This is a genomic window from Chitinophaga sp. 9-1-y, from assembly GCF_059511905.2.
The window spans coordinates 3,247,240-3,270,491 of record NZ_CM197955.1 but is presented as its reverse complement, the minus strand read 5'-3'; the positions used below and the strand labels follow the sequence as shown (position 1 = coordinate 3,270,491).

Below are 23,252 nucleotides of genomic sequence, written 5' to 3'. Positions count from 1 at the left end.
CCGGAGCATTACTTATAGCAAATCCCAAACGTCTATGTCAAGTATTTCCCTACAAGGTCGGAAGTGGACCATTACCGAAAATCTGATTATTATTCTGTTGGCGCTGGTGCCGTTGTTCGTTACATTCCCTTACCGGGTGAATATTTTCCTCTCCTGGGAAGGTGCTTATCGCATCTCTTCCGGTCAGATTCCTTTTAAGGATTTCGGTTCACCACTGGGATATGGCTTCTGGATAATCCCGGCACTCTTCTTTAAGATATTCGGCCCGGAAATGATTTCCCTGGTAAAAGCACAGGTCCTGGTTAATATCATGGCGGGTTTTGCTTTCCGGTCTATTCTGAAAAGCCTGGATGTACGTCCGGGAATCAGGTTGTTGTCGGTGTTAGTGTTTGTGTTGTCTTATTCCTTCTTTAATTTCTGGCCCTGGTATAATCATACCGTAATTGTATTTGAACTGGTAGGGCTTAGTTTTCTTTTCAAGTCCTTCTTTTCGGATAGCCGTGTACGTAGTTATATATGGATGGCCGCAGCTGCCTTGTTTATATTCCTTTCTCTTTTTACCAAACAAGACGGGGGTGGTATGGCTTTCATGTTAAGCCTGCTTTTCCTGGCTTATAATAGTTTTCAAACCCGTCGTTGGCTCGACCTGCCTGTTTTTGTAGGGATGTATGTGTTGATCGCAGTGCTTTTCATTGCGCCGCTGATGCCAGGCTTTGGCTATTGGTTCAACCATGGTCAGGCGCCACATAGCTCACGGTTAGCATTTAATGATTTCACAGAGGAAATCCTGGGTAACTCCAACTGGATCAAGGCTTATGTGGTAATGGTGATATTTTGCCTGGTAGCAGGTGTAAAACAATGGAGCTCCTGGTTACAACAACGCAAAGATGTGCTGTTTTTTTTACTGACCCTGGGGATGCTCGGGGAGGCCGCCATTTTCCAGGTGACCAGCTATACCCCGCCGGATAACAATATCTTCTTCCATAGTTTCGCATTTGCGTTCGTGGCCACTTACTTGTGCCGGTTGTTACAGGTGAACCTGGACCAGGCGAAGCCGTTGCTGGGAGCTGCTTTGTTAGTACTGTTCTGGTGGTCCGGTACCTGGTGGAAGTATGTTGGCCGTTTTGCGGATCGCCTTTTCCCTGCGCAGGAAATGGTAGATGCCCATAATCCGAACCACGAGAACGTAGTGAACCGGCGTAATTTCATGGTGAACCTGGACACTACAGACGTTCCTGTTTCCAGCTGGGTGTTTTCTGATCTGAAACCGTTCCGTAAAATATACATGCCGGAGTCCACCGTGAAAGGAATGGACAGGCTTATGAACCTGCCGGTGGTAAAGAATAGCAAAGGAGACCTTAAAGTACTGAATATGTCGGAGCTGACGCCGTTGGCGGTGGCAATTCCTTATAAACCGGAAACCGGACCTGACTGCCCGTTATGGTATCACCTGGGAGTTGGGATGTTCAACCGGCAGTTAGCAACCTACAAACAGAAGGTACAGGATCATCATTATGACCTGATCATTTACGAATATGCACCCGGTTTAAATAACTTTTTCCCGTTTGCCCTGAGAGACGAATTGAAAGCACACTACCAACAGGTGGATAGTTTTCTGGCGCCAAGAAGACCTACAGGTACAATAATTGAAGTATATTTAAAATAATTTATGTATCTTTAACACAGCTTAATAGAAATTAAGGTCGCTGTTCGCTTGTCTCTCCTTAAAATACTATCATCAGTATACAAAAACCAGCCTCTTTTGAGACTGGTTTTTATTTTGTAAATAATTGATTTTTATTTGTTTGTAACTTTATAGTTAAAGAGTTGATTTAGGTAGATGAATACCTGGTTTTTGACCACTTTTTTATTAACCAGTAAAATAAGTTTTACTGGTTAATAAATAGATTTTACCTTTGTTGGGTAAGACTAAAAATAGGAGATATGCCTGTTCCCAAATCCATTTCTACCCTTCGGTTCGACGGTGGTATTTTGTGCCTGGATTTTGTCAATACGATTGACAATCGTAAAAAAGTAGGTACTTACGACTACCTTTCTACGTTCAAAGATTTGTTGCAATGGTATGCCCGGACCAGTACCTTATCTCCCAAAATTATCCATACCCTGGAACGGCTGGCGAAAGACTATCCGCAAAAAGCGGCCGTCGTTTTTGAAAAAAGTCTCGTGTTGCGGGAATTGTTGCATCGTTTATTTGCGGCCGTGATAGCAGGCAAATCGCCGGTGTCTGCCGACCTGGTGCAGTTCAATACTTATATCGGGGAAGCCTACGCCAACATTGAACTCACGGCAGCAGGAAAATTACAGTTCAATGCCCCTGCGCTGGAGCAGTTATATTGGTGGCTGGTAAAATCAGCCGTAGAGTTATATACTGCTGATAAGCCGGCACAGATAAAGGAGTGCCCTGCCTGTGGATGGCTTTTCCTGGACAAAAGCCGCAATGGATCCCGCAAATGGTGTAGCATGAGTACCTGCGGAGATGTAGATAAAGTAACCCGGAACTATCAACGTACCAAAAGAAAGCAACCATGAATCAACGAAGTAGTCTCTCTTCCAAACTGATCTTTTGCCTTTTAGCCGTATACATTATATGGGGATCCACTTACCTGGGTATGAAGATCGCCACCAAAGTGGTACCGCCATTTTTCCTGTCAGCCCTGCGCTTTCTCGCCGCAGGAAGCTTGTTGTTAATCATCGGTTACTGGCGGGAGCACACCTGGCCTAACCGCCAACAATTCCTGGCAGCTTGCGGAATCGGAATCGCCCTCATTGGGATTGGTAATACTACCGTAGCCCTGGCGGTGCATTATATGCCTTCCGGCCTGGTGGCGCTCATGGTAGCTGCCATGCCTGCCTGGATAATGGGAATGGACTGGGCCTTTTTCAGTAAACAACGCCCGTCTGCTTTAACACTGATCGGTATCGCCATCGGCTTTGCCGGACTGTTCCTCTTATTTAATCCCTTCGCACAGCATGAAGCCCGTACCTTTCCTTTATGGCCGGTGGCCGTGGTAGTTGCCGGGAATATTTGCTGGGCAGTGGGAACCTTGTTTGTTCAACGGTTATCTATGCCTACACAAATTACCAGTACGGCTATACAAATGCTGGCGGGGGGTGTATTCTCTTTCGGGATGAGCCTCGTATTTGAACCTGGCGCCATCAGTACCCTGCCCGCCATGACCCTGGAAGGCTGGCAGGCCTATGTATACCTGGTACTCATCGGATCACTGGTGGGATATACTTCCTATAGCTGGTTGTCGAAAAATGCACCGCCTGGACTCACTGCTACTTACGCCTATGTAAATCCCATCGTAGCTTTATTCCTGGGTTGGGCCATCGGTAATGAAGCCATTACGCCTATGGTGGGTGTGTCGGCGGCTGTTGTCATCAGTGGGGTAGTAATGATGACACTGGGGCGCCGGTAGTGATATTTGTATTGTATTTATTTATATATGTTGGTGCCGTTCTTTTGGGTGTATTTTTTGTTCGTTAATGCTACTTCAATTGAATGTAATTAGCTAATAGATTATACAAACTGACTATGCGAAAGACCATTATTGTATCGAACAGGCTACCGGTAAAGATCTCGGAAACAAACGGTGAATACACATTACAACCCAGTGAAGGAGGACTGGCAACAGGCCTTGGATCTATTTACAGAGAAGGAAATAACATCTGGATAGGATGGCCCGGGCAGGAAATCACCGATCCTAAGGAGCAGGAGAAGATGACCAAGCAATTGCGTAAAATGAACCTGATGCCCGTTTTCCTGACACAAGATGAGATTAACAACTTTTATGAAGGCTTTTCCAATGAAACACTGTGGCCAGTTTTCCACTATATGGCGGTATATGCCCACTATGAACAAACACATTGGGATGCCTATTACCAGGTAAATAAAAAATTCAGAGATATTATTATGAAGGTAGCCGCACCCGGCGACATTATCTGGGTGCACGACTATCAACTACTATTACTACCTGGAATGATACGGACAGAAATGCCGGAGATCTCCATTGGCTTCTTTCAACATATCCCATTCCCCTCATATGAACTATTCCGCCTGATACCCTGGCGCGCTGAAATACTGGAAGGGATGCTGGGCGCAGATCTCATGGGCTTCCATACGTTCGACGACACCCGGCATTTCCTGAATGCCGCCAGCAGATTGCTCCCCGTTAACACCTCCGCGAATATTGTTTCTTATAACGATCGCGCTATTGTAGTGGAAACATTCCCCATGGGCATCGACTATAACAAATATGCGGAGATGGGCAAAGACCCGGAGGTATTGCTACAGTTGCAACGCCTGAAGGAAAACTTCCACGACGACCGGCTCATTCTTTCGATTGATCGCCTGGACTATAGTAAAGGTATCCTGCAACGACTGGAAGCTTTTGAACTACTACTGCAATTACATCCGGAATACATTGGTAAGGTGGTGCTATACATGATTGTGGTCCCGTCACGCGATACAGTGGCCCAATATAAAGAGCTGCGCGACCAGATAGATAAATACGTAGGTAATGTGAATGCCCGGTTCCGTACCCTTACATGGCATCCCATTCAATACTTTTATCGTTCCTTTCCCATTGAAACACTATCGGCCCTGTATAATTTCGCCGATATCTGTCTCGTTACCCCCATGCGTGATGGCATGAACCTGGTGAGTAAAGAATATGTGGCCAGTCGCAGTAACAACGACGGGGTGCTGATTCTCAGCGAGATGGCAGGTGCCTCTAAAGAATTAATAGATGCCATCATCGTTAATCCCAACAACATTGGAGCTATTACCCGTGCCATCGTGGATGCCCTCAATATGCCATTGGCCGAACAACAACGGCGCATGAAACAGATGCGTTCTGTAGTGGCCAAGTTCAATATTCATCACTGGGTGAAGCTGTTCATGACCCGCCTGCAGGAAGTAAATGAAATGCAGCAGAACATGCTGGCCCGCCGCGTGAACCAGGAAACTGCTGTATTGATCAGGCAACAGTATTACAATGCCCGCAAACGTATCATCTTCCTGGACTATGATGGCACCCTGGTAGGTTTTCAGCCCAATATAGATATGGCCTCGCCAGATCCGGACCTGTATCAGCTGCTCCGGGAGTTATCCGGAATACCAGGTAATGACCTGGTAATGATCAGCGGGCGAAATCACGAAACGCTGGGAGAGTGGTTCGGACATTTAAAGCTCGACCTGATTGCGGAACACGGCGCATGGCAAAAAACCAAAGAAGGAGAGTGGTATCAACTTCCCGGCCTGACCGATCAATGGAAAAAGGAATTACAACCGATCATGGAACTGGCTACAGACCGCACCCCTGGCTCTTTCATTGAAGAGAAGAGCTACTCCCTGGTATGGCATTACCGCAAAGTGGAATCGGGCCTGGGCGAATTACGCGCCAACGAGTTAATGAATACCCTTCGTTATTATACTGTAGAAAAGGGATTACAGGTGTTACCTGGCGACAAAGTGATTGAAGTAAAAAATGTAGAGATCAACAAAGGCAAGGCTGCCCTCAGTTGGTTGAATCATAAAAAGTATGATTTCATTATGGCCATGGGAGACGATGTAACAGACGAAGACATCTTTAAAGCCTTACCAGCCAAAGCTATTACCGTCAAAGTGGGGAGCCAGGTTTCGGCTGCACAGTATTACCTAAGAAGTTATCATGAGGTGCGACATCTGCTGCGGACGCTCCGCAACAGGGAAGCATAGGCTTTGTCTTGTTCAGGATTATACTGATTCTAATGACTTTTTCCTTTTAAATCTTTCAAAATCAAGATAGTCTAATCATCAAAATCAGTATAATCCTGAACAAGACAAATATTACAAAAATATCGGTACATCGAGTTTCATTGCTATCCGGTACGCCGCGTTCATCAAACCTACATGGCTATACGCTTGTGGAAAGTTTCCCCACTGGCTGCCAGTTTCCGCTTCCACATCTTCACTGAAAAGCAGCAGGTGGTTGGAGTATTGCAGTAATTTACCAAATTCCCGCTGGGCGTCGTCCAGGCGTCCTACACAAGCAAGGGCTTCTACATACCAGAACGCACATACGAGAAAAGTGGTTTTGGGTTTACCGAAATCATCGGAGTGACGGTAACGGTAAAATAAGCCTTCCGGTGTTTTGAGTTCTTTCTCCAGTGCCGCGAGGTGATCGCGGGCACGTTCGGAAGCCGGATCCAGGTAGTTCATCATGATGAGTTGTAACGTGCTGGCATCCAGGTGTTGACTGCCTGCTGCATTGGTATATACTTTTCTCACCGGGTCATAACAGCTTTCAATATGTGCGGCTGCGCGGTTCTTGAGGGCGGTGGCTCTTTCCAGCAGTGCATCGTTACCAATGGTGCGGGCCATCTTTTCTGCTGCGGCACATCCTGCCCACTGGAAAAGATTCGTATAGCAGTGGATGTTAGCCATATTCCGGAATTCCCAGATACCTGCATCTTTTTCATCTATGGTTTTCTCTATCTTCTTCAACAGCAGTTCTATCCACCGGTCGGAGTCTTTCCGTTCAGAGAAAATGAAACGGTGGTCTGTATATAAAGGAAGCATGGAGATCAGTACCTGCCCATATATATCATTTTGTATATGTTCGTACGCCTGGTTGCCTATACGCACGGGCTGATTGCCCAGGTAGCCATCCAGGTGGGGGAGTACCGTTTCAGATAATGTTTTCTGGCCGGTAATGCCATATAGTGGTTGGTAGCGGAAGTCGCCCGAAAAAGAGATATCTGTAATATATCCGAAGTAGCGTTCCATTTCTTCGAAATGACCAATGTGGTTCAGGGCGGTGATCACGTAATAGGTGTCGCGCATCCAGCAATAGCGGTAGTCCCAGTTGCGCCCACTTTCCGGGAATTCCGGTAAGCTGGTGGTACTGGCAGCGATAATGGCGCCGGTATCTTCGTATTGGTGAATTTTCAGCGTTAATGCAGCCCGGATCACGTAAGGCTGAAAATAATTGGCAATGGAGGAATGTTTGATCCAGGTACGCCAATAGCTGATGGTTTCCCGGAGAAAGCGTTCCGCAGTGCTTACCAGCGGGGCTTCCAAGGGATGCCCATAAGTAAGAATGAGGTAGCGGGTATCATTGAGTACAAAAAACTCTTCGTCAAAAAGATAACTAACAGCAATATTAGTGGTGAGACGGAGGTTTTCATCGCAGCCGCCAAATTCAATATGGCTGCTGCCCCGGAGGCGTCTTAGCTTTTCCGCACCGTAGTCACATACAGGGGTACATTTTACCCGGATACGGGGAGAGCCTTCCACCGGTTCTATTTTCCGGATCAGCATCAGCGGTTTAAAAAAACGTTCGTATTGAAGAAAGCGGGGCGCAAAATCAGTGATGCGGTAACTGCCTTCCGTAGTAGTGATTTCAGTACAAAGTACGTTGGTGTTTTCGAGGTAGTATTGATGGGAAGAATAGTCCGCTTCCGGAAGGATAGAGAATTCGCCACCTTTCTTGCTGTCGAGTAGTCCACCGAAAACGAAGGAGCTATCCATGCGCGGCCAGCAAAGCCAATCGATATTTGTATTTTTATTTACATGCGCCAGAAATGCGCAGTTGCCAATAATTCCTGTCTGATAAGTATGTCTTTCCATAAGCCCCACGATTTTTTTGAATTACACTTTTTACCTGAAATTGTTCATGCGGGAACAAAAGCTATTCCAATAATGCCGGGTGTGGAGATGGATCTACATTTATTAACAAAACATATCATTCCGCAATCTTAATGGAAACCCTTATTTTTAAGTATAAAGTTCCACAGCGATGCAAACATTGAAAAAGCAGCACTATCTGCCTCAGTTTCTGGCGCCAGCGCAAACAGGGGATACCAAAACTTATTTATTGGCCGGTGACCTGGGCGGTACCAAAACAAACCTGGCACTGTTTAGCAGCGAAGATGGGCAGTTGGATCTGATCAGGGAACACAAATACGCTTCCCGCGACTATGCTAATTTTTCGGAGATCATCCAACATTTTGTAAGTGAATGTAAGGATGCATCGCCGCAGCGTATATGCATTGGCGTAGCGGGTCCGGTAGTAAAAGGTAAAGTAGAACTCACTAATCTATCAAGGGAATTAAGTGAAGAGGAAATCCGTCAGACTACCGGTATCCGGTCTGTAGCCCTGATCAACGACCTGGAAGCCACCGCCTACGGGCTGGCTACCTTATCGCCTGAACAGCTTACTACTTTACACCGGGGTGCTGCAGAACATACGGGCAATATGGCCATTATTGCGCCAGGCACTGGCTTGGGTATGGCCGGATTATACTGGGATGGCACCTATCATCATCCATTTCCCACAGAAGGAGGCCATACTGATTTTGCCCCCAGAACAGACCTGGATATCCTGTTGCTGCGTTATCTGCAGGAGAAATATGATATCGTGAGCTGGGAACGGGTGATCAGCGGACCAGGCATCTATGATATCTACCAATTTTTGAGAGATATTAAAGGGATGGAAGAACCCGCCGCCTTACGTGCGGCGATGAATGCCGGGGATCCATCGGCTGAAATAAGTAAAGCTGCCATTGAAGAAAAGGTGCCGGTTTGTGTGAAAACAATGGAATTATTTGTGCGCTATCTCGCCAGGGAATCCTGTAACCTGGTATTAAAAATGAAGTCAACCGGGGGCTTGTTCCTGGGTGGAGGTATTCCTCCAAAAATAGCGGTGTTATTGGAAACAGGCGACTTCTATCATCATTATATGCAGGGCGACCGGATGGCGGAGTTATTGGCAAGTGTACCTATTCATATTGTCAATAATGATAAATCAGCTTTATGGGGTGCCGCATTTTATGCTGGATTATTAAAAGATTAGCATTACTTTTATGGTCAACACAGGAAATGGTGTCTTCCTGATCCAAACCGTCAGCCATTGGCTGTCTGATGGCGCCTACAAATATTAGCATGGCAGCTACTGCCATATCACTTTGCTATTTGTAGGATATGAATAAACTGAAAAATTCGCTGGAACAATTGACAGTAGCTTATCAGCTGCTGCGCTGGACTGTATTGGTAATACCTGTAGCCATTATCGTTGGTTCACTGGTAGCGTTATTCCTGTCGTTACTGGACCTGGTAACGCATATACGCTGGGAACATGAATGGTTATTGTTTGGATTACCGTTGGCCGGGGTTGTCATTTATTGGTTGTATCGTTTGGGGGGTAAACAGGCCGACAAAGGGAACAACCTTATTATGGAGGAAATCCATCAGCCTGGTGGCGGAGTGCCTGCCCGTATGGCACCGTTGGTATTGCTCACCACCATTATTACTCATCTGTTTGGCGGTTCCGCCGGACGGGAAGGAACAGCCGTACAGATTGGCGGCAGCATGGCCGGTTTAATTGGCAAAAAGCTGGGGCTATCGGCAGCGGATATACGAATTTTGTTGATGACGGGAATTGCGGCAGGTTTCGGAGCCGTGTTTGGTACACCACTTACAGGCGCTGTATTTGCGCTGGAAGTGCTGGCCATTGGTGTGATGCGTTATGATGCGCTGATACCTTGTTTAATTGCCGCCGTTTTTGCTGACATTGTATGTAGCGCCTGGAATATTCATCATACACATTATACCATTCATTATATAGGAGATCCTGTTACCACGGCTCTTCCTTTTATTCACCTGGATCTCTGGCTCCTGGGAAAAGTAATAGTAGCAGGTGTGGCGTTTGGGTTAAGCAGCGCGTTGTTTTCTAAATTGATGCATAGCATTAAACATCACGCCAACGCCTATATTAAAATACCCTGGTTAATTCCGGTGGTAGGTGGTGTGGTGATTATATTATTGAGTTACCTCGCCGGAACTACGGATTACCTGGGCTTGGGCGTAAGCAGCAAATCGCCGGATGGTATCAGTATACTGGCGGCTTTCGATGCCAACAGTCATGTAAACGACTGGAGTTGGCTCTGGAAGCTGGTTTTCACAGCTATCACGCTGGGAATGGGATTTAAAGGGGGAGAAGTGACCCCACTTTTTTTCATTGGTGCCACCCTTGGACACACACTGGCATTGCTAATGGGCGCTCCGGTAGATCTCTTCGCCGGACTTGGATTTATCGCCGTTTTCGCAGGCGCTACCAATACACCCATTGCCTGTACCTTGATGGGGATTGAATTATTTGGTACCGACCACGTGTTGTATTTTGCCATTGCTTGTTTTACCGCGTATTATTTTAGCGGCCACTCAGGCATCTACGGGGCACAGCGACTGGAAGTAAGGAAGTTGCACTAACAATTTTGTTAGTATAGATTTCTTTTTCGGCATCGCTTTACCTTTGACCCATGACAAACATCATAGGTATACATCATATTGCCATACAGGCAAAAGATTATAAGGCCACCATCCGGTTTTATGAAGGATTAGGGCTACAGTTGTTTCACAGCTGGACTTTCCCGGAGTTTAATATTGAATATGCCGCACTGCTCAATATTCCAGGCAGCAACGCCTATATAGAAGTATTTGATAAGAACGCCCACATTCCCGCACAGGGGCGCCGCGCCATGCAAGGGGAATCGCCTGTAACTGGCGCCCTGCTTCATTTTGCGCTTACGGTGTCAGATGCTACAGTCGCATATCACGAAGCGATTGCGCTGGGCGCTACGAGCTGCGTACCACCAGCGGAGCTTCATCTCGGTGAACCGCCCTTGATTATCCATAACTCACTGGTGTACGGATTAGACGGAGAAGTCATTGAATTCATCGAGCCTCACTGAAAACGTGACTGTTATGGGTAAAATAACGTATTCTGTATGGTGTTTCATGCTTCAGATTCCATTTACTTTGTAGCATAAAATAAAAAATCAATAGCATGGAAAACGATATCAAAGCCCCGCAGTTAATCAATCCTGCAGGTTTATATGACCCAACACCGAACGCTTATTCTCATATGGCTGTTGTACCAGCGGGCCATACATTGGTATATATCTCCGGACAAGGCGGCGAAACGGCTGATGGTAAGCTGGTAAATGATTTTCGTACGCAGGTGAAACAAGCCTTCGCCAATTTAGCAACAGCATTGGCGTCTCAGGGATTGACCTTCCGGGACGCGGTAAAGCAAACTACTTTGGTGGTGGATCACTCGGAAGACCGCCTGCACATTCTTGGCGAAGAAACGGCGCTGATCTGGAGCGATAAAAAATTCCCGGTAAACACATTGATCCCGGTACCGCGTTTAGCCCTTGACGGTATGTTGATTGAAATTGAAATGCTCGCAGTGAAACGCGACTGATGAAGATACCCCATACTTTAACCCGCTTGAAATTGCGTCGCATTTCAAGCGGGTTTTTTGTGCCTTTTTCAAAGCGCTGAGAATTAGATATCCCTGCCAGAGTATGGGGATTGATTTTTTATGCAATTCTCAGCGCGTTCATTTTCAATACATTAGACGATAAAATCGACTTTGGAGACCTGGTATGCAATTTTAGACAGGGTGACATCCTGGTTCCAGGAGCAAATTAAATAATCACAACAATAGGGGGCGCAGGATTTCAAAACACACGCAGGCTGATACGAAATTCTCAATTTTGCGAAACGAGGCTGTTTTAGAGAAGGGCGCCAGGTTTTGATACATCTATAAGGCCGGAAAGGATTCGCTAAACAAACGACTTAAAGGAGACCTCACAAGAGTAAGATCCGTACCCAGCGTAAAAAGCCCCATAGGACTAGAAACTTTTACATACATTCTTTGTGGTCAAGATTATTCCTATAATTTATATTATGTTAAATAGAATAATTCTGTTTAAAAGACTAATCTTCTTTAACCTACTCCATTATACGGTCCCGCGAAATCGAATTGTGAAGCCTCTAAAACAGCGCGATTTCTACAGCGTATGGAACTACTCACCTCAAATAAACACCACCAATACGCCCTTGAATTCGAAAAACTCACCGCAACGCCGGATCATGCACAAATAAATACTCCGAAACATTATTCTTTCCGGATCCTATCCACCTCTTCCCTGGCGCCCGCAGCGCGCGTTTTTTTCACATCTGCCCCAAACGATTTCGTATATGTCAACCTAAACACAGATGCCGCATTGGATTCTGTATGAATAGATACATGATTCTTTATTGCAAACGCTTCCTCCGTCAATGTGCCGTAGTATGTATTAATCTGAACCGTCCGCAATACATCCGTCCAGGCTAATTGCAAACTGCCCCAGTTACGCGGCAGCTCTTTTTTGACACCTAGATTTACGGCGCCAAAACCACCCACTTTAATGGAGCCACCGTATGACAATGAATTGTACCAACCGGATAGTTCGATCACATAGTTTTTGGGCAATGTAAACGACTCTGTTGCATTCAAGGTGTAAACCAGGTAAGTTTTTTCTACGGGCTGCCTGGTATAATCCAGCTTGAATTGCCGCAGTCCTCCTGTCAGGCCGTAGCTCATATTCCACCAGTTGGTAACTTTCCACGGAAGGCTTGCCTGCAACGTGATGTAGTTTTGGTACAGGAGATTTTGGGGAGATATATACAGTAGATTGCCTGCTGCTTTTTCGGTCAACTGGTACCTCGCAATGGGTTGGTCATCCCTGCTGAATAACAATGAAAACGTATACCCTTTGTAGTTATATCCTATCTTAACGTTGCTAGTAATGGTGGATTGTAAAAGGGGATTCCCTGTATATACCGCTGTAGGATCACTATAGGTCACATAAGACGCCAGATCATTATAGGCCGGACGACTAATCCGTTTGCTATACGATAACTGCAGTGCTGACAGTTCTCCTAATTTTTTCGAAATAGTTGCTTCCGGAAACAACACCCCCTGCCTTCTTTCCAATGTATTCATACGCGTTACCGGGTTGATCATGCGAGTAAAGGCATATTCATACCTGGCACCCAAAGTCACGGTCACTGTTGGATCTAAGAAAGCCGTAACGGTGGCGTATCCTGCACCGATTGCCTCTTTCATCAACACGTTTTCGGAAGTCTCTTTTCTGTCCACCCACTCCTGGTTGACCAGGCTCTGTATGCGTGACGCACTACTGCTGCGGATGTAACTCCCTTTCAGCCCGGCGGCCAGCGTCAACTTTTTATTCAACGGTTTTATATAATCCACTTTAGCTACGCCTACGTTGATGGTGGTGTTCGCAAAACCTTTTTGTTGTGGCGAAAAAAGCGGATTATTAGCGCCTGCGGTGTCGTTGTCTTTATTCAGAAATATACTTTGCACCTCAGAAGGACTGCTATTGCTGAAGCCGAGATAATCCAGATCTACATTGATTTTTTCACCCTCCCGGATTTCTTTTTCCAGGTAGATGGATCCCACCATGTTCCTCCAACGGTTTGTGCCATGTACCGATCCATTGTAACGCAACAAGGAATCAGGTAACACCCGGTAACGCGAACGATTGGTGATAACTGAAGATGCTGTACTACTATTAAATGATAATCTACCTCCCAACTTCATAGTAGTCGTGATGTTTCTGTCAAAACCCAGCGATACATCATGATTATTTCTCACTACTTTACTGGTATCCCATACCAACACGTTCATCTGGCCACCCAGCGCAGGCATGTCCTGGTCGCTGTCAATAAACATATCGCTGTAAGTACGATCATGGGTAAACGAATATGATCCATATAAATTGGTATTGGTTGTATTGCCCGCCAGGCGGATACTCCCGCTTCCCTTTTCCCCTTTACCATATCCGGCCGACAAACTCACGGTGCCGTTTCTGCCTTGTTTATTATTTTTCTTCGTGATAATATTGATTACCCCCGCGCTACCCTCTGCATCATAACTGGCGCCGGGTGTTGTCAACAACGCTATTTTCTCCACGTCATTCCCACTCATATTATTTAATAGGCTCACCACCTGGTCCAGCGGAAGTCTTAACAATCTTCCATTCAACATCACCGCCACTCCGGATTTTCCATTCAATGAAATGCCGTTATTCCGATAGTCGATAACAACGCCCGGTGATCGCTCCAGCAAAGCCAACACCGTGCTTCCCTTCGCCATAATACTACTTTCTACATTTACTACCATGCCATCTGCCTGCTGCTGGTACAATGGTTTACTGGCTTGTACTGTTACTGCGCTCAGTTGGGTGGCCAATACTTTCAGCAATGAGGTGCCCAGGTCTTTCCTCCCGGGCGCCACTACTACTTCAAATACCGGCGACTCCCACGATTCGTAGCCGATGCTGCTTACACGCAGTAGATACTTTCCACGTCCCGGATCAGGAAACCCGTAATTACCGGCATCATCCGTTAAGGTAGTTTTGAGGATAACTGTATCTACGGCCTTTATTAACAGCACGTTGGCAAAAGGAACCGGGTCTCCGGTGGCGGTTACCAACTTCCCCGTTACCTGTGCCAGCGCGGGTTGCGAAAGACAAAAGACCAACCAATAAATAATCGGGTTTTTCATGCTTTTCTTTTTGAGAAGGGATCAGAATACCACAAAGAAAAGTGCGCAGCTAACGCCTGAAAAATCGGAATGACCAAGCGTACAATATAATTGATGACCAACCTAAAACACGGCTCCGGAGCATGATTTCCTCTTCTCGGGAAGGATTTCACCGATCATATACCCCAGCCTGCATTTTGTCAATTATTTAAAGGAATTCATATAGTGAGCATCAAATTCCTGTGGATTAGTGTAACTTCAATAACAGTGGTTGTACGGATAAATCATTATAGGAAATGAATACGCCATTACATAGTAAATCAACACATTGGGTGTTCAGGTATAAGCTACACCATATTCCTTTCTGGGTAGCCTACAACTACCTTTGGTGGACCATCGCCATTGGCAATCCGCTAAAAGCCGCCACCGCGATGTTCTTCTCCCCGTTTACCATCAAGTTCCTTTTCTACCTTGTATTCCAGGCTGCCGCTGTTTACTTCAACCTGTATTACCTTATGCCCCGCCTGCTGGAAAAAGGCCGGTTCACTATATACATCGTTTCCCTGGTGGCCACTATTTTATGTGCCAGCTGCTGCATTATTCCGGGATACTATTTGGCGGCGGCAGTGGCAGGTAAAACGGTCACCGAACTATATGGACAAAACGCCGCCAACTGCATCTACCAATTTTTTGGAGCAGCGCTCCCCGCTACGCTGGCGGTGATGACACTGGCCATGAGCATCACACTCACCAAGAACTGGCTGCAAACAAAAAGACGGCAACAACTACTCGAGAAAGAAAAACTGGAAACAGAACTGAACTTCCTGAAGTACCAGTTCAATCCCCATTTTCTTTTTAATTCTATTAATTCCATCTTCTTTCTTATCCATAAAAACCCGGATAAGGCCTCTGCCTCACTGGCTAAATTCTCGGACCTGCTCAGGTATCAGCTGTATGAGTGCAACGACAAACAAATTCCTTTAAGCAATGAAATCGCTTACCTCGAAAACTTCATTGAACTGGAAAAGCTGAGACAGAACCACAATATCGCCGTAACAACAGATATCCGTCCTGGCCATACAGGCCACCTGCTCATTGCTCCTTTTATCCTCATGACCTTTGTGGAGAATGCCTTTAAACATGTATCCACCCATACAGATGCACCCAATTGGATCTATATCGCTATACACCTGGATGAACCACAACTGGATGTCATCATTTCCAATAGTACGGCTCCCGAAACAGAGCGTGAAGTGGTGCACTATGGCGGCATTGGCTTAAAGAATGTGCAAAGAAGACTGGATTTAATTTATCCCGAACAATATGAACTGGCCATCCAGGCCGACCAGGAGCGTTTCACCGTAAAATTAAAATTACTGCTTACGCCCCTGTTGCAACCGTCAGCTGCTCCACAGATGGCCTTCACCTATAAATAACACCGATGATGAACTGTGTAATCATTGATGATGAGCCGCTGGCAAGAGAAGGTCTCGCCAACTATGTGAGGGAAATCGACTTCCTCCAACTTACCGGCACCTGCAAAAACCCGGTGGAGCTCATGAAACTGCTGGATGTACATCCCATCGACCTTATTTTCCTCGATATCCAGATGCCAAAAATGAACGGCATCGACTTCCTAAAAATCGTCCAGAAACCGCCACTGGTCATCATTACCACCGCCTTCCCTACTTATGCACTGGAAGGATTTCAATTAAATGTGCTGGACTATTTACTCAAGCCCATCACGTTTGACCGGTTTTTCCGATCCGTCAATAAAGCAAAAGACTATCATCAGTTACTCACCAAATCCAACTCCCCTGCTGATCCGCCACCAACAGCCAAACCTGCCGATTATTGCTTCATTAAATCGGGCAGTAAATATGAGAAGATTTGCTTTGAGGATATTTTATATGTAGAAGCCATGCAGAACTACATCACCATTTATACCCGGAAAGGGAAATATGTGACGCTGCTATACCTGAAAAACCTGGAACAAAACCTTGACCCGAAAGCCTTTATCCGTGTACATAAATCATACATTGTGGCCATCCATCAAATAGAAGGTATCGAAGGCAATGAAATTCATATCCAGTCACATCGTATTCCCATCAGCAGAAATTATCACGAGCAGGTGTTGGAACAGGTAGTCCGGAGTAAGCTCTGGGACAAAATAAAATTCTCCTGAGCCTACTCCCCTCGCAGCCACTACATAGTGGCCGCCGCTGGTTGCTTGGCTTTCACATTAATAACAGTGCGGTTAATAATATACGGTGTTGCCACAATCAGCAACATCAATATTAAAATCAGGATCGCCACCAGTTCATAATAATCCATGGCGTATTTCAGAAAGGCTTGTTTCTGCATGGCCTTGTCCAACAGACCAGGCGCCAGTTTGGCCGCCTGATCTGCCATCAATCCCCGCGATTCCAGGGCACCCTGGTAGGTATGCAACCGCTCTGATAAACCATTATCTACCCGTGATACCCCATCACTTAAACGCATCACATGCGTTTTGGTAAAGTAAAGCGAAAAGTAATTAATCAATGCCGTACTCAAACCGAAGAAGGTATAACGTATAAATACACCTGCTGTAGACGCAGACACACTAACACTTTCCGGCACAGAAGAAATAATGAACAACACGATGGGCGTTAACAACATCCCCGCTCCCCAGCCCTGTATCAGCAAAGGCAATATAAAAGTGGACTGGTCTGCTTCCGACGCAAACAGGAAATACATGACACTATGAAATACCAGCAACCCAAAGAAACCAACTAACCAGATAAATTGCAGGGGCCTTTTCCTGATCACCAGTCGCGTTGACATAATAGATCCGATAACAATTCCTACCAGGTTGTAAATCAGCAGCTCATAAGTGTGTAAAGGATCCATCCCCAATACCGTAGAAAAGAAGCTGGTCGTGATATTGAAGGATCCGCGTATCAGGTAAAGTCCTGCCAGTAAAAGGATTCCAAATAAAAAGGCCCTCGACTTGAACACCTCCATATTAATAAATGGACGCTTACGATGTAATTGTCGTATTACGAAAGTAGCGGTCAGCAATACGATACCGATAATGCATCCTACAATCTTCGGATCCTGTAGCCAGTAGTATTGTTGCCCGTAAATCATGATGTAGCCCAGCATGATCAGCATGGGTGCATATAGAAAGAAGCTGGTCCAATCCAACTGGTATAGCGGCACACGGCGCACCAGGTGCACCCGGTTCATCAGCAGCAACAGCAAGGTAGCCCCGGGTACAAACGAATAAATGACCATTTTATAGAGGGCATTATATTCATAATCATCTACCAAAGGCGCTGTTATCAGGGAGGTCAATGATCCTGAACAAAGAATCATTCCATAAAAAATAGCGTACCCTGTTTCACGGGCATGTTCTGATTTCAGGCGGCTGAATAACAGCGTTAAACAAATACTGGTCACGCCGCAATTCAATATTCCTTGCAGAAAGCGGCAAATGAAAAGTGCCGGCAGTTCACGTGTATGATAACACCAGTAGGTCACTATTACCTGCAGCACCATACAAATCAAAAAATATTCTTTGGTAGCAATGCGGCTGAAAAAGCGTTTTTCCAGCGGCGTAAAAGCTACCAGTGCAGCGTAGTACACCAACATTGAAAACTGTATATCCTGCGGTTCGGCCCCGTAAAATCCCGTAGCGGCGTTCACGTTAGCTGTGGACAATGCGAATAACATCACGGTGGGAAACAACACCAGTAAGATGGTCAGCCGGATTAACCATTCCGGCACCCAGGAGCGAAATATCTGCTTACCTTGCCCCATGACTACTTATGTTCTTTTGCAATAGAAACATTCACATTCATTCCGGCGGATAATAACTTCAACTCATCGGGAGCGCCGTCGAGACGAATGCGTACTGGTATGCGCTGGGCTATTTTTACGAAGTTGCCCGTGGCATTGTCCGGCGGTAAGAGAGAGAAACGGCTGCCAGTGGCGCCCGACAAGGATTCTATTTTCCCGGTTATTTTCTTCCCGGGGTAAGCATCTACTACAATCTGCGCCGTTTCTCCCACGTGCATATGTCGTATTTGCGTTTCTTTAAAGTTGGCAACTACCCATTTACCGGCTTCCCAGTCTACGATGTACGCCATTACCTGTCCGGCCTGCACCAATTGCTTAGGCTGAATAGTACGGCGGCCCATCTTTCCATTATAGGGAGCGGTAATAATGGTGTAAGATACATTGAGGTCGTTTTTGGTAACCACGGCCATTCTTCGTTTAATTTCTGCTTCCAGTGCGCTCTGCTGCACTTTGGCGTCATTGATTTTGGCCAGGGAAGCCTGGTAGGCGTCGATGGCGGTGTTATAATCGGAACGGGCCACGGCCAGTGCCGCCTCTACCCTTTCCAGTTGCTGTTTGGTGGCTGATTCTACGTCATATAACTTTTTATAGCGGTCATATTCCTGTTCCTGGTGAGTCAGCTTTGCTTTGGCAGCGGCGATCTGTGATTGGTATACTTTCGAAGATTGCGCGGTAGTGGTCACATTACTTTCCAGGATGCCCACCTGCGCTTTGGCATTTAACAGGGAAGCCTCAGCTTCCTGTTGCTGTGCGGCATACTCACTGTTATCAATGATAATCAGTGTGTCTCCTTTTTTTACTTCCTGGTTTTCTTCATACCGGATCTCTTCTACATAACCAGTCACCTTAGCCACTACCGGGTTAATATATTCATCTATCTGTGCGTCGTTGGTTTCTTCAAACTTCATCTGGTGCAACAGTGTTCTTATTCCCCAGATAGCCAGGCATACCACTACAATAGATGCAATGATGGTAGTAATACGTGAAATAAGTCTGTCGGTTTTGTTCGTAGTGGTGTTTGTGTTAGTCTTCATATATTAAAGGTTGCCTGTTGCTTTCAATAATTGATAGTATTGTAATTGTGCCGTTACTTCTGCGGTAGTAAGGTCGAAGCGGGATTGCAGCAATTGTGTTTCTGCATCCAGCAGGTCTGTTAGTAAAGACAGCTGATTGAAATAGGTGTTATTGACAATCCGGAAATTCTCTTTTGCCTGGGTAATATTTTCATTGGCTACACCAATGCGGGTCAGTGCTTCGGTATAGCGGAGATAAGCCGCTTTCACCTCTTCCCTGACATGGTCTTTGGTAGCTGCATGTTCAATTTCCTGGCGCTCCAGGTTGATCTTAGCTTCCTGTTTTTTATGTTTGTTTTGATATAATGCGGAGATGGGTACTCCCGCTTTAACGCCTACTTGTCCAAGACCATATAAAGCGATGGAGTAAGGATAAAAGAGTATTTGCGGGTACGTATAGCTGTATTCTGCATAGAGTCCTACTTTAGGGAGAATATTACTTTTCACATCCCTGAGTTTCAATTCACTCAGCGCCGTTTCTTTTTCTGAAATCTTAAAGGCGAAGGAATGCTCGTATGCATCTGCCAGGTAGTCTTCGTAAGTGCGTGCAGGTACCTGCGGCAGCAGCAATGTATCCAGGGCTACCTGGTTTTCTACGCTATCGGCCTGCCCTATCATGATATTCAGGCGTTGGTTGGCGATGGCGATGCCGTTTCTTATTTCCAGCAGCGTCATTTTCTGTTTCGACAGCTTCAATTCAGCACGGAGCAGGTCACTTTTCAGGACTACCCCATTTTTATGGAGCTCCCGTATTTCCGCTAACTCCTTTTCACGTTCAGCAATGTCCTGCAACATTACTTTTTCGTACATCCGTCCCCGGTATACATCCAGGTAAAGCGAGGCAGCCTTATATCGTATATCGGTAACCGTAAGGTTTTGTTGTTCTTTCGCCAGCCCGGCCTCTGTTTGCCGTACTTTAATTTCGCGGGTGGTTTTGCCGCCGTTATATACATTGAGATAAGCATCGGCGCCAAACTGGTAGTAGCCGTGTACAACCGGATATTGCGTGGGGGCCTTAAAAAGCCCGTCTTCGTAAATAGCCAGGTTAGACACGCGGGCATATACGCCGTTGGCCTTTACTTCCGGCAGGCGTTCGTCTTTGGCTGCTTTGGTACGTGCTTCCATGCTCTGAACGCGCAGATATTGCATTTGCAATTGCCGGTTATATACATCTGCTTTCTTCCATACATCCGTTAACGTTAGGGTATTCTGCTCAGGGTTCTGACTAAAGGCTGTCTGGATGCTGAATAGTGCGAAAAGCACGGTTCCGGCCAGCCACTTATTAGTAATTGTAGACATATCTATTGTGATGAAGATGCAAAGTTCCAACCCTATTAGTTAATTTATTTTCTATAAATTGCCATAAAATTGTTAGATCCGGCCAAATGAAAGATATTAATCCACAACTGGTATTGGAAGACGTTGATGCCATCCCGGAATCTGCGTATGTATGGCACTGGAAAACGGAACATCACTTTTCCTATCATCAACATAACAAAGGACAGCTCACCTATGTTGAAGGTGGAGCCGCTTTTTTGTATACAAAAGATAAAACCTACTTTTTGCCCGCCCGCCATTATATGTGGGTGCCAGCGGGTGTGGAACATTACTTTCAGCATCGCTATCCGGCTAACTATATACGCACCATTTATTTTTTCAGTGAACCGGAAGACCAGCAGGACCCTTTCTATACTAAAACCGGCATCTACCCTGTGAGCAATCTTTTGCTGGAAATGATCCTGCACACCGCGAGCTGGGATGGTGACGTACTACCCAATGACAAGCGCTTTATTTTCATCAAAGCCATCAAAAATATGTTACCGGAAATCAGTACGGTGCCATTACCTATTACATTGCCTACCACAGAAAACCCGCGACTACAGCCCGTTTTAAAATACATACAGGAAAACCTGGGAGAAGCGCTGTCGCTGGAAAGCGTAGGCCACCAATTCAATTACAGTGAACGAACCCTCACCCGCTTATTTCGTTCCACCATGGATATTTCCTTCTTCCAGTACCTGAAACTGGCCCGGATGATTAAAGCCATGGGATACCTGCTGGAAACACAGAAAACCATCAATGAAATAGCCTGGGATACTGGCTATAACAGCGTTTCCGCTTTCAGCAATACCTTTTATAAACTGGTGGGCAGACGGCCCAGCGACTTCCAGCTGTAGCAATAACCTGATGCTACCTGATAGCAGCCGCCCATCCTAAAGTGTTTGCATTTCTCCCGCTTTTAACTAATCTTGAAAGACAATCAAGATCTGTTTCATGAACTTAAAGAGAAAACCGATAATGCTCCCGTTGCTGATGGCGGGCATCGTAAGTCTGTCGTCCGTACAAGCGCAACAAAAGAAAGCCGCGCCTTCCCCGTCAGCGCCTTCGTTATCAGCGCCTTCATTAAAGGAAGATCTGCAACCACATTGGTCGGTAACGCTTAACCCGGATACCACCGTGATCAGCTATCACGACGTAACCGTGAAAGGCCGGAAGATTCCTTATAAAGCCATTGCCGGCACACAGCCTGTATGGGACCAGGATGGCAAAGTACTGGCCGGACTCTTCTACACCTATTACGAAAGAACAGATGTGAAAGACCGTAGTACACGGCCATTGGTTATTTCTTTCAATGGTGGCCCGGGTACCCCTTCCGTATGGATGCAAATTGCTTACACCGGCCCCCGCTTGCTGAATATCGATGCAGAAGGCTACCCGGTACAACCTTATGGCATACACGAAAACCCGGAGTCTATTCTTGACATCGCCGATATTATTTACATAGATCCTGCTAATACGGGCTTCTCCCGGATAATTGGTAAAGATGTGCCCCGGGAGAAATTCTTTGGTGTAAATGCAGATATCCGGTACCTGGCCGAATGGATCAACACTTTTGTGTCCCGGCAAAACAGGTGGGCATCTCCCAAATACCTGATAGGAGAAAGTTATGGTACTACCCGTGTATCCGGATTGGCCCTGGAACTGCAAAATGCACAATGGATGTACCTGAACGGCGTGATCCTCGTATCACCAACAGAGTTAGGCATTGCCCGCAATGGCCCTGTAGACGCCGCATTACGCCTGCCTTACTTTGCCGCTACTGCCTGGTATCACAAAGCATTGCCCTCCGATCTGCAACAGAAAGACCTGGCGGCCGTTTTACCGGAAGTAGAAGATTTTACGATCCATGAGCTGATCCCTGCCATGAGCCAGGGCGGATTCCTCGACGAACAGCAACGTAAAAACATTGCCGCTAAAATGGCCCGCTACTCCGGCCTGTCTGAAAAGGTAATTCTGCAACATAACCTGGACGTACCAACAGGATTTTTCTGGAAAGAATTGTTAAGGGATAAGGGTTATACCGTAGGCCGGCTGGATTCCCGCTACCGCGGCATTGACCGGCAAGACGCTGGTAATGACCCCGACTACAATGCAGAGCTAACCTCCTGGCTGCATGCCTTTACACCCGCAATTAATATTTATTTGAGAGAAGAATTGAAATTCCGTACCGACTTAAAATACATGATGTTCGGCCAGGTATTTCCCTGGGATAATAAAGGCGATAACACCGGCGCTAACCTCCGCGACGCGATGGCCGCCAATCCTTACCTGCATGTAATGATACAATCAGGCTACTATGATGGCGCCTGCGACTACTTCAATGCCAAATACAGTATGTGGCAACTGGATCCTGGTGGCCGCCTGAAAGACCGCCTCTCCTGGCATGGCTACCGCAGCGGTCATATGATGTATTTACGGAAAGATGATCTTGCCACCGGGAATGATGATATCCGGGCTTTTATCAATGCCTCGATACCGAAAGCTGGCCAGGCAGCGAAATATTGATGAAGCAGTTAGCCCTTAGCTTTTAGCTTTTAGCAAAATGCAGCGGAGAACATTATATGTTAATCTCCGCTGCATTTTGCTA

17 protein-coding genes and 1 riboswitch are annotated in these 23,252 nt (G+C 46.2%); of the genes, 12 read left to right on the top strand and 5 right to left on the bottom strand.

Going from position 1 to position 23,252, the window contains the following annotated elements:
* Positions 1–34: 34 nt before the first annotated feature.
* The 4 genes from AC5ZC7_RS12880 to AC5ZC7_RS12865 all read left to right on the top strand — a co-directional run bounded on the left by AC5ZC7_RS12880 (position 35) and on the right by AC5ZC7_RS12865 (position 5,743).
* Positions 35–1,666: a glycosyltransferase family protein gene (locus AC5ZC7_RS12880; RefSeq protein WP_496161715.1), complete on the top strand. Its 1,632-nt coding sequence runs from the start codon at positions 35–37 to the stop codon at positions 1,664–1,666.
* 278 nt (positions 1,667–1,944) lie between these two features.
* A complete protein-coding gene (locus AC5ZC7_RS12875; RefSeq protein ID WP_496161714.1) occupies positions 1,945–2,550 on the top strand; it encodes a CGNR zinc finger domain-containing protein in 606 nt (201 codons plus the stop codon).
* Positions 2,547–3,443: an EamA family transporter gene (locus AC5ZC7_RS12870; protein ID WP_496161713.1), complete on the top strand. Its 897-nt coding sequence runs from the start codon at positions 2,547–2,549 to the stop codon at positions 3,441–3,443. The genes AC5ZC7_RS12875 and AC5ZC7_RS12870 overlap by 4 nt, the downstream gene beginning before the upstream one ends.
* Before the next feature lie 116 nt (positions 3,444–3,559).
* Positions 3,560–5,743: a bifunctional alpha,alpha-trehalose-phosphate synthase (UDP-forming)/trehalose-phosphatase gene (locus AC5ZC7_RS12865; protein ID WP_496161712.1), complete on the top strand. Its 2,184-nt coding sequence runs from the start codon at positions 3,560–3,562 to the stop codon at positions 5,741–5,743.
* Between the two features lie 111 nt (positions 5,744–5,854).
* Here the strand turns inward: AC5ZC7_RS12865 and AC5ZC7_RS12860 are convergent, their stop codons facing one another.
* Positions 5,855–7,636, bottom strand: coding sequence for a glycoside hydrolase family 15 protein (locus tag AC5ZC7_RS12860; protein ID WP_496161711.1), 1,782 nt, complete (start codon positions 7,634–7,636; stop codon positions 5,855–5,857).
* Between the two features lie 169 nt (positions 7,637–7,805).
* On the opposite strand from AC5ZC7_RS12860, the gene glk reads away from it, so the two are divergent.
* The 4 genes from glk (at position 7,806) to AC5ZC7_RS12840 (ending at position 11,273) form a co-directional block, all read left to right on the top strand.
* Entirely contained in the window at positions 7,806–8,861 is a 1,056-nt protein-coding gene (glk, locus tag AC5ZC7_RS12855; RefSeq protein WP_496161710.1) for a glucokinase, read from the top strand.
* Between the two features lie 13 nt (positions 8,862–8,874).
* Positions 8,875–8,946: riboswitch (Fluoride riboswitch) on the top strand.
* Positions 8,947–8,989: 43 nt separating this feature from the next.
* Complete coding sequence (locus AC5ZC7_RS12850) at positions 8,990–10,276, top strand: chloride channel protein (protein ID WP_496161709.1); 1,287 nt, start codon at positions 8,990–8,992, stop codon at positions 10,274–10,276.
* A gap of 50 nt (positions 10,277–10,326) precedes the next feature.
* Positions 10,327–10,758, top strand: a complete 432-nt coding sequence (locus AC5ZC7_RS12845) for a VOC family protein (RefSeq protein WP_496161708.1) — start codon at positions 10,327–10,329, stop codon at positions 10,756–10,758.
* Positions 10,759–10,853: 95 nt separating this feature from the next.
* Positions 10,854–11,273, top strand: coding sequence for a Rid family hydrolase (locus tag AC5ZC7_RS12840; protein ID WP_496161707.1), 420 nt, complete (start codon positions 10,854–10,856; stop codon positions 11,271–11,273).
* A 699-nt stretch (positions 11,274–11,972) separates the two neighbouring features.
* On the opposite strand, the gene AC5ZC7_RS12835 is transcribed toward AC5ZC7_RS12840, so the two are convergent.
* Complete coding sequence (locus tag AC5ZC7_RS12835) at positions 11,973–14,429, bottom strand: outer membrane beta-barrel protein (RefSeq protein ID WP_496161706.1); 2,457 nt, start codon at positions 14,427–14,429, stop codon at positions 11,973–11,975.
* 275 nt (positions 14,430–14,704) lie between these two features.
* On the opposite strand from AC5ZC7_RS12835, the gene AC5ZC7_RS12830 reads away from it, so the two are divergent.
* Positions 14,705–15,844, top strand: coding sequence for a histidine kinase (locus AC5ZC7_RS12830; protein WP_496161705.1), 1,140 nt, complete (start codon positions 14,705–14,707; stop codon positions 15,842–15,844).
* Positions 15,845–15,849: 5 nt separating this feature from the next.
* Positions 15,850–16,593: a LytTR family transcriptional regulator DNA-binding domain-containing protein gene (locus AC5ZC7_RS12825; RefSeq protein WP_496161704.1), complete on the top strand. Its 744-nt coding sequence runs from the start codon at positions 15,850–15,852 to the stop codon at positions 16,591–16,593.
* Positions 16,594–16,613: 20 nt separating this feature from the next.
* On the opposite strand, the gene AC5ZC7_RS12820 is transcribed toward AC5ZC7_RS12825, so the two are convergent.
* Genes AC5ZC7_RS12820 through AC5ZC7_RS12810 form a run of 3 tightly spaced genes read right to left on the bottom strand, consistent with a single transcriptional unit; the run spans position 16,614 to position 20,623 of the window.
* Positions 16,614–18,212, bottom strand: a complete 1,599-nt coding sequence (locus AC5ZC7_RS12820) for an MFS transporter (RefSeq protein WP_496161703.1) — start codon at positions 18,210–18,212, stop codon at positions 16,614–16,616.
* Between the two features lie 2 nt (positions 18,213–18,214).
* Positions 18,215–19,285: an HlyD family secretion protein gene (locus AC5ZC7_RS12815; protein ID WP_496161702.1), complete on the bottom strand. Its 1,071-nt coding sequence runs from the start codon at positions 19,283–19,285 to the stop codon at positions 18,215–18,217.
* A 3-nt stretch (positions 19,286–19,288) separates the two neighbouring features.
* The gene (locus tag AC5ZC7_RS12810; protein WP_496161701.1) at positions 19,289–20,623 is read right to left on the bottom strand and encodes a TolC family protein; all 1,335 of its coding nucleotides are present in this window, start codon (positions 20,621–20,623) and stop codon (positions 19,289–19,291) included.
* An 86-nt stretch (positions 20,624–20,709) separates the two neighbouring features.
* On the opposite strand from AC5ZC7_RS12810, the gene AC5ZC7_RS12805 reads away from it, so the two are divergent.
* On the top strand, positions 20,710–21,501 hold the full coding sequence (locus AC5ZC7_RS12805; RefSeq protein WP_496161700.1) for a helix-turn-helix domain-containing protein: 792 nt from the start codon (positions 20,710–20,712) through the stop codon (positions 21,499–21,501).
* Between the two features lie 97 nt (positions 21,502–21,598).
* Positions 21,599–23,170, top strand: a complete 1,572-nt coding sequence (locus AC5ZC7_RS12800; RefSeq protein WP_496161699.1) for a S10 family serine carboxypeptidase-like protein — start codon at positions 21,599–21,601, stop codon at positions 23,168–23,170.
* The last annotated feature ends 82 nt before the right edge of the window (positions 23,171–23,252 follow it).